At 60.9% G+C, this 5,790-nt stretch carries 6 protein-coding genes; 1 reads left to right on the top strand and 5 read right to left on the bottom strand.

Annotation, left to right across the window (positions count from 1 at the left end; all coding sequences use genetic code 11):
• Positions 1 to 269: 269 nt before the first annotated feature.
• The 5 genes from CKO42_RS25585 to CKO42_RS25565 all read right to left on the bottom strand — a co-directional run bounded on the left by CKO42_RS25585 (position 270) and on the right by CKO42_RS25565 (position 4,648).
• The gene (locus CKO42_RS25585; protein WP_200251808.1) at positions 270 to 1,703 is read right to left on the bottom strand and encodes a hypothetical protein; all 1,434 of its coding nucleotides are present in this window, start codon (positions 1,701 to 1,703) and stop codon (positions 270 to 272) included.
• On the bottom strand, positions 1,700 to 2,215 hold the full coding sequence (locus tag CKO42_RS25580; protein WP_200251805.1) for a hypothetical protein: 516 nt from the start codon (positions 2,213 to 2,215) through the stop codon (positions 1,700 to 1,702). The genes CKO42_RS25585 and CKO42_RS25580 overlap by 4 nt, the downstream gene beginning before the upstream one ends.
• The gene (locus tag CKO42_RS25575; protein WP_200251803.1) at positions 2,212 to 2,427 is read right to left on the bottom strand and encodes a helix-turn-helix transcriptional regulator; all 216 of its coding nucleotides are present in this window, start codon (positions 2,425 to 2,427) and stop codon (positions 2,212 to 2,214) included. The genes CKO42_RS25580 and CKO42_RS25575 overlap by 4 nt, the downstream gene beginning before the upstream one ends.
• 104 nt (positions 2,428 to 2,531) lie before the next feature.
• Complete coding sequence (locus CKO42_RS25570; protein WP_200251801.1) at positions 2,532 to 3,158, bottom strand: hypothetical protein; 627 nt, start codon at positions 3,156 to 3,158, stop codon at positions 2,532 to 2,534.
• Between the two features lie 125 nt (positions 3,159 to 3,283).
• On the bottom strand, positions 3,284 to 4,648 hold the full coding sequence (locus CKO42_RS25565) for a tyrosine-type recombinase/integrase (RefSeq protein WP_200251799.1): 1,365 nt from the start codon (positions 4,646 to 4,648) through the stop codon (positions 3,284 to 3,286).
• A 622-nt stretch (positions 4,649 to 5,270) separates the two neighbouring features.
• Between CKO42_RS25565 and CKO42_RS25560 the strand changes: the two genes are divergently transcribed.
• On the top strand, positions 5,271 to 5,639 hold the full coding sequence (locus CKO42_RS25560; RefSeq protein WP_200251797.1) for a hypothetical protein: 369 nt from the start codon (positions 5,271 to 5,273) through the stop codon (positions 5,637 to 5,639).
• Positions 5,640 to 5,790 lie beyond the last annotated feature (151 nt).

The raw sequence follows: 5,790 nt of genomic DNA, 5'->3' as shown, positions 1-5,790 counted from the left end.
CGCGCGGATTCCATCAGGGCGCGAGGAGCGATCACGCCACCTCATCACGACGCCGGATATATGGCCGCAACGTTTCCTTCTGCTGAACAGTCAAGTGGCTCTTGCATCGCGGGGCGGACCATATATGGGGATTCGGTATCGGTCATGCTGTCGGTTCCTGTTTAAAGTGGGAACCGACCGGACAGGCGGGCAAGGGCGAGCGCAATTCACCAGGGGATTGGTTAGAATTGCTCTCGCCGGTGCAAGCCGATGTCGGTCGGATTGCTTTGTCACGGGGCCTTGCAGGGCCTCGTGGACGGTTGAAGGTTATTCTCTGGTGGGTGATTCAACAAGGGCTCGGTGGTGACAGCCGCCGGGCCTTTCTCGTTTGCGTAAGCCGCCAGTTGGTCGAAGTAACCGCGCCGGGAGTCGAACAGCCACGCCGATTCGTCGGGCGGTTCAAGGTCCGATTCCGCGCGCGGTGGCAGGTCCGGGTCGAAGTCGCGCGCCTTGTCGCGCACCGCCTCCGCGATGATGTCCGCTTGCTGGCGCAAGGGCTCAAGGTTCGCGTCCAAGTCTGCCGCCAGCGTTTGCAGCATGGGCCTATAGCGGTTAAGGATGGTCGCCGCCTCGGTCCGCAGACCATCGAGGGCGGTTCGCTCTTCCGCCGTCCGGTCGCGCCATTCCAGTTCAACCGCCGCTTGGGCCTCCGCCTCGGTATCGGCCGCCAGTTCGGGTAGGTCCGTGTCGAAGTAACCGCGCGCCGCATCAGTAACCAATGCCTTCAGCGTGCCAGGGTGCAGGGCCTCCAGGGCGTCCAGCTCAACCGCGCCGGTGCCGTGCTTGGCCTCAAAGTTCGCGCGCCTCAAGTCGCTTTCCTTGATGGGGATTCGCGGCAAGTCATAGGCCGCGACTTGCTCGGCAGTCAGTGCCAGACGGTGCAAGGAAACGTCCGCCGGGGTTGCTTGCAGGTGATATTCGACTTGCCGCGCAACCGCAATGGGCATTTTGTCGCCGGCAGGGTCGAAGTCCGAGACATACAGCACGCGTCCGGGCTTGCCGGTCTGGCGCACGCGGTCAATCAGGTTGACCGCCGCCGTGATGCTCTGGAAGCCGGCAGCGGGAACCAGGTTCATACCGAACCGCTGGCAAAGCGGCCGTAGGATGTCGTTCTGAGTGGTCTTCTCAATCCAGACCTCCAGCAGATAGGGCTGGTCCGCACCGCTGTACCTATAACCCAAGACCTCGGGCTCGGGCAGGTCGAAGTCCGGGGCCGCCAGCTCGGCATCAATGCCGGGTAGCTCCAAGCCGGCTATCTCGGGCAACCATATGCTAGGGTCGTTGCCGCTGGGCTCTTCGCGATAGATGCTCGGGGCCGGGTTGCGCTGGTCCACGAAGCGCCGGGCGTCCAGTAGTCCGAGCGTCCGCGCCGCCTTGCCAGCGTTGCAGAGATAGCTCCAACAGCGCTCGGTGTTCTGGTAGGGCCGGCCATCAACCATCGAGACAGGCTCGCGCTCGGAAACGATGCGGTAATGCACGCGCCGCAGGTGGAAGGCATAGGCGAATGAGTACCGATCAATCAGTGCCACGAACCAGCGCGCTTGTTCGACTTGGGCCGGGCTTCCGCAATAGAACGGGTCATTGCTGCGGTGCATCGCCAGCAGGTCAGGAACACGAACGCCGGCCTCGGTGGCCATTTGTCGCAGGGTTTCATAGCCGTTCATTGCCGCGCCTCCGTGCTCTCCGCGTGATAGCCAGCAGGAACCGCATTCAGCCGGCCATCGCAACCAATGTGAACCACGAACCGACCGACGCAATCCTTAATCACCAGGCCAGCCATTGGGCCATTGCTCAGGGTTGCGCCATCCAGCACAACCACGCCAAGGTCGGGCGTAATGGCTGAAAAAATCGCTTCAGCGGTCTTGTTGCTGGGGCTGAATTTGAACCCCGCCACCAGGTCCGGGTTGATGCGCCGCTCGGGTTCGGGCTTGGGTGCGGTTGCGGTGAAGTAATACTTGCCGCGCGACTCTTCGAGCCATCCCCAGCCGTCCAAGTCATCGCCATAAAGGCAAAGCGACAGCTTCAGTAGTGATTGCCGCTCGCTGGCGCTCAGTTCGGATAGAACCGCGTGCAGGGCGTTGGCCTCGGAAGTCAGACCGAACAGCGGTAGCCGTGCAATCTGTTGCGGGCCATCGGTGAAGGTGCAGATTGCTTCGAGGGTGAGGGGGCCGGTCACGCCGCACCTCCGACCGTGTTGGTCCGGGTGCGCTCAGCAATGAAGGCATCCAGGGCCGCGCGGTCATAGCGAACCGCGCGACCGACCTTGACGAATGCCGGGCCATCGCCGCGACCGCGCCAGGCTTGCAGGGTGCGGGGGCTGATTCCCAAATAAATAGCCGCTTCGGTTTCGCTTTCCAGCGAACGGGCGGGTGATAGAACGTCTTTCATAGTCTCGATTCCGCGTTGGTTTACGATGCGGAATCGATGCTAAAGGCATCAGTGGGTAGGAAATCGAAGTAGAGATTCGGGGAGAAATGGCGAGGGTAAACGGGTCAATCCTTGCCGCGCTTGGCATAGGAAGCATGGCTTTGCATTCGCCAACGGCCAGCTTTTAGACCGCGCTTCCATGCGGTTTCAAAAGCGGTTACAAACTTGAACAGCTCGGGATATTCCAGCGTGCAAAGCTGCTCAATAGTCCCTTTCTCGCCGTCAGGGATTGCTGAGGGGTTAAATCCTTTCGCCTTGATGATCTCGGCAACCGCGCGGTCTTGTTTTTCGCCTTTCAACAGCGCTGGGTCTTCGCGCCAGTTATCGGGTGACGGGGATTGCCCAGTATTGGCGGCTTCGCGCTGATTCTCAGGGTCTAGCGTCCAGGGAAGCGATAAACCAAGGGCCGCGAGCATGGCTTGGCATTCGCAAGGGGGAAAGCGGAAAACACCAAAGGGCGGGGTCACAGCGTCCGCGCCAGTCATTGCCTCAAGGGCGTCTACGGTTTCCGCCACCTCGCGGGAAACCGCCAGCTCCTTTATCTGGCGGCGAGTGCAGTGTGGGCCATAGTCGAGGGCTAGGGACTCTTCAAAGCGCCGTTGCAATTCGCGCGGGTCGCGGCCATGCGCGAGGGCCGCGCATTCCAACAGGGTTAACCGCTCGCGAAAGCGGTACAGGGATGGGTCAATCATGTTCGCGCACCTTCACGCGGGCACCTTCGGGTAAGGGCGCCAGCCAGGGCGGGAAGGTGGTCCGCCTTTTCGGGAGCTACCCTAGGCTGGCGCGAACGCTTTAACGCAACAGTGATGGGAATTGCTTAGCCGGTCTTGCGCCGCTTGATGTCTACCACCTCCGCCGCTGGCGCCAGCTTGGCCGCGCCTAGCAGTCGCTCGCCGTGCTGCTCGAGGGCCGCGCGAACGTGATCTTGGCCGAACCGGGCATAGACTTGTGTTGTGCTGGCGTTGGAGTGGTTCAGCACGCGACCAATCAGGTGTAGGGAATTGCCGGCTTGCGCTAACCAGCTTCCAACCGTCCGCCGCAGGTCATGCAGGCGAACGTCATCAACCGCAGGTGGAAGGGTCAGACCGGCCGTGTCGCTTGCCGCGCGAATCTCGGCAAGGGTTGGCTCCGGGGTCAAGTCCTTGGCCGCGTGCTTGCTCTTTTCGGCCGCGCGGGCCTCGGTCAGTCGGTCAATCAGCGCCGCCGCCTCGGGCTCTTCGCGCCAGCGCGCCAGCGTTGCCGCCGTCTTCACGCGGTTCCATGGCTTGGAGATATTCACCAAATGGGCGCCGGGATGTTTGCCGGGCAGGATGTAGGGATTGCCGGGCTGGCGCGGTATCTGGTCGATCAGTGCCAGGGCAACCGCGCTCAGTGGGATGTAATGCGTTCGGCCGGCCTTGGTGTCGCCTAGTCGCAGCTCGCCGCGCTCCGGGTCCACGTCCGACCATCGGGCCGCCAGCAGTTCGGTCTTGCGAGCGCCGGTCAGCAGATAGAGCCACAGGCCATAGCGGGCCGATGCGTTGGGCTCGGCATTGATGGCCGCCGCAAGGTGCGGCAGTTCCAAGGGGGTTATCCATCGGTCGCGCTTGTGTTCCTTGAAGCGGTCAATGTCGCGCGCCGGGTTGACGTGGGCCTCTGGCACGAATCCCCAGCGCCGCGCCAGCTCAAACAGCTTGGCCAGCAGGGCTAGAATTCGGTTCGCTTCATAGGGTGCGGTCTTGCCAATCTTGGAGTGCAGCGCCGCCACGTCCGCGCGCCTGATGGCCGATGCCTTCAGGTTGCGCCATGCGGGCAGGATATGGCTATTGATGCGCCGCTGGTCTTCGCCTCCGCTCTTTTTCGCATCGCCGTGCCGCTCCATGTAGGCCGCGCACAGGTCCGCGATGGTCTGGCCGCCAGCCGCTCGCTGGCGCTCTTCGAGGGGGTCGGACGCGCCGCTTTCCACCTTGGCCAGCTCGGCGCGCGCCAGCTTGCGGGCTTGGTCGAGGGTCAAGGCGCCATAGCCGCCAAGGGTCAGTAGCCGCTTGCGGTTGTTGATGCGATAGGACAGGACGAACGTCCGCTTGCCGCTTGGGTAGATGCGACAGCCAAAGCCGGGAACCTCGGAATCCCACAGCACGAAGCGGGCGCCGTTCTCGCCTTCATACTGGGCCGCGTCAATGGTTCGCTTTGTCAGTCGCACGGTGCACCTCTCTGCTCTCGGGGTTCGAGTCACCATAAAGTCACCAGGCGGGAGCGTTCCAGGTGGTGACTGATGGTAAATGGTAGCAGAGTCGGCAGTGCTAAGGTGCTGTTTTATAGCGGTCTATCGTAGTCGGTCGCAAACGGTGGAAGGTGTGACGCTCAGACTTTTAATCAGGTGGTCGCAGGTTCGGACCCTGCAGGGCGCACAGTTTTTCAAGCACTTACGTTGTATTTCGCCCTGCCCGAACCTGCGCCGCGACAGGTGGACCAAGGGACGATCAAGGCCGCGTCCTTTGACGACACGCAGCATTTGCCGAGCATGGCGAGGACCGTGGTCCAACCCTATGGCTTCGGATTCGCGCGTTCGCTGCTTTTCAAGCATACTCCGGCTTGATCTCATCGTTGCAACGCGCTAAGCCAGTGCCGCTGCTGTGGTCCCTTTTTTGATCAGTCAGCGCTTTAGATGACCCAGGGGGAACGTCGGCTTTGACACGCGCACTGCAGGGAAGGGAGTCGAAGGCCGATCTCACAGATGCTGAGATTCCATGGCATTTCCCCCAAGTGATCCACCTGATGCGTGAAGCTATCTTGGTTCAAGCGTTCTCCTTCTAGGCAATGCGATGTCTGCCGAGAAAAACCTATCTCAAATGATCGTCGATGTGGCGGGCCAATTTATCGAGCTCGAAACCTCTGAGCAAGGGCGTCAGGCTAATCTGCTGATTGCCTGTAAGGCATGGAATCTTGCAGTCCTGCCCAAAAGCGAGCGGAACAAAGCATACCACCAGTACCTCGATGAAATGCGCTCAGTGATTAAAGACAAGGAAACCATGAAGTGGTTTAAGAAGGACCTCAATGGCTTGATGAAGGCAAAGCTCGATTTGTATCCCGCTGAAAAGGCCCTCATTGCAGATGCTCGGTTGGAGCATGTCGATGAGAGTAATTATCGTGTCGTTGTGTCGTACGGGAAAATAGGCGACATGGCGGCGTAGCAACATGGTGGCATAGCCTCAGCGCTAGTGCTTTGCTGTGAAAATCCTGATACCGACCAGCCAATCAAGCCGCGAGTGGCTTCCCGGTATAGGTCCAGCGAAACGGCTTGGCCAGCTTGTCGTTGAAGAAGTCAATGAAGTTGGCGAGTTT

It is taken from the genome of Lamprobacter modestohalophilus, assembly GCF_016583905.1.
Taxonomy (GTDB): Bacteria; Pseudomonadota; Gammaproteobacteria; order Chromatiales; family Chromatiaceae; genus Lamprobacter; species Lamprobacter modestohalophilus.
Note: the sequence above shows the minus strand (reverse complement) of the source record. Positions and strands in the feature narration are given on the sequence as shown.

Bases quoted from the DNA above. Each gene is read 5' to 3' on its own strand.
- CKO42_RS25585 (WP_200251808.1), bottom strand. From the start codon at position 1,703: ATGAACGGCTATGAAACCCTGCGACAAATGGCCACCGAGGCCGGCGTT.
- CKO42_RS25575 (WP_200251803.1), bottom strand. From the start codon at position 2,427: ATGAAAGACGTTCTATCACCCGCCCGTTCGCTGGAAAGCGAAACCGAA.
- CKO42_RS25570 (WP_200251801.1), bottom strand. From the start codon at position 3,158: ATGATTGACCCATCCCTGTACCGCTTTCGCGAGCGGTTAACCCTGTTG.
- CKO42_RS25560 (WP_200251797.1), top strand. From the start codon at position 5,271: ATGTCTGCCGAGAAAAACCTATCTCAAATGATCGTCGATGTGGCGGGC.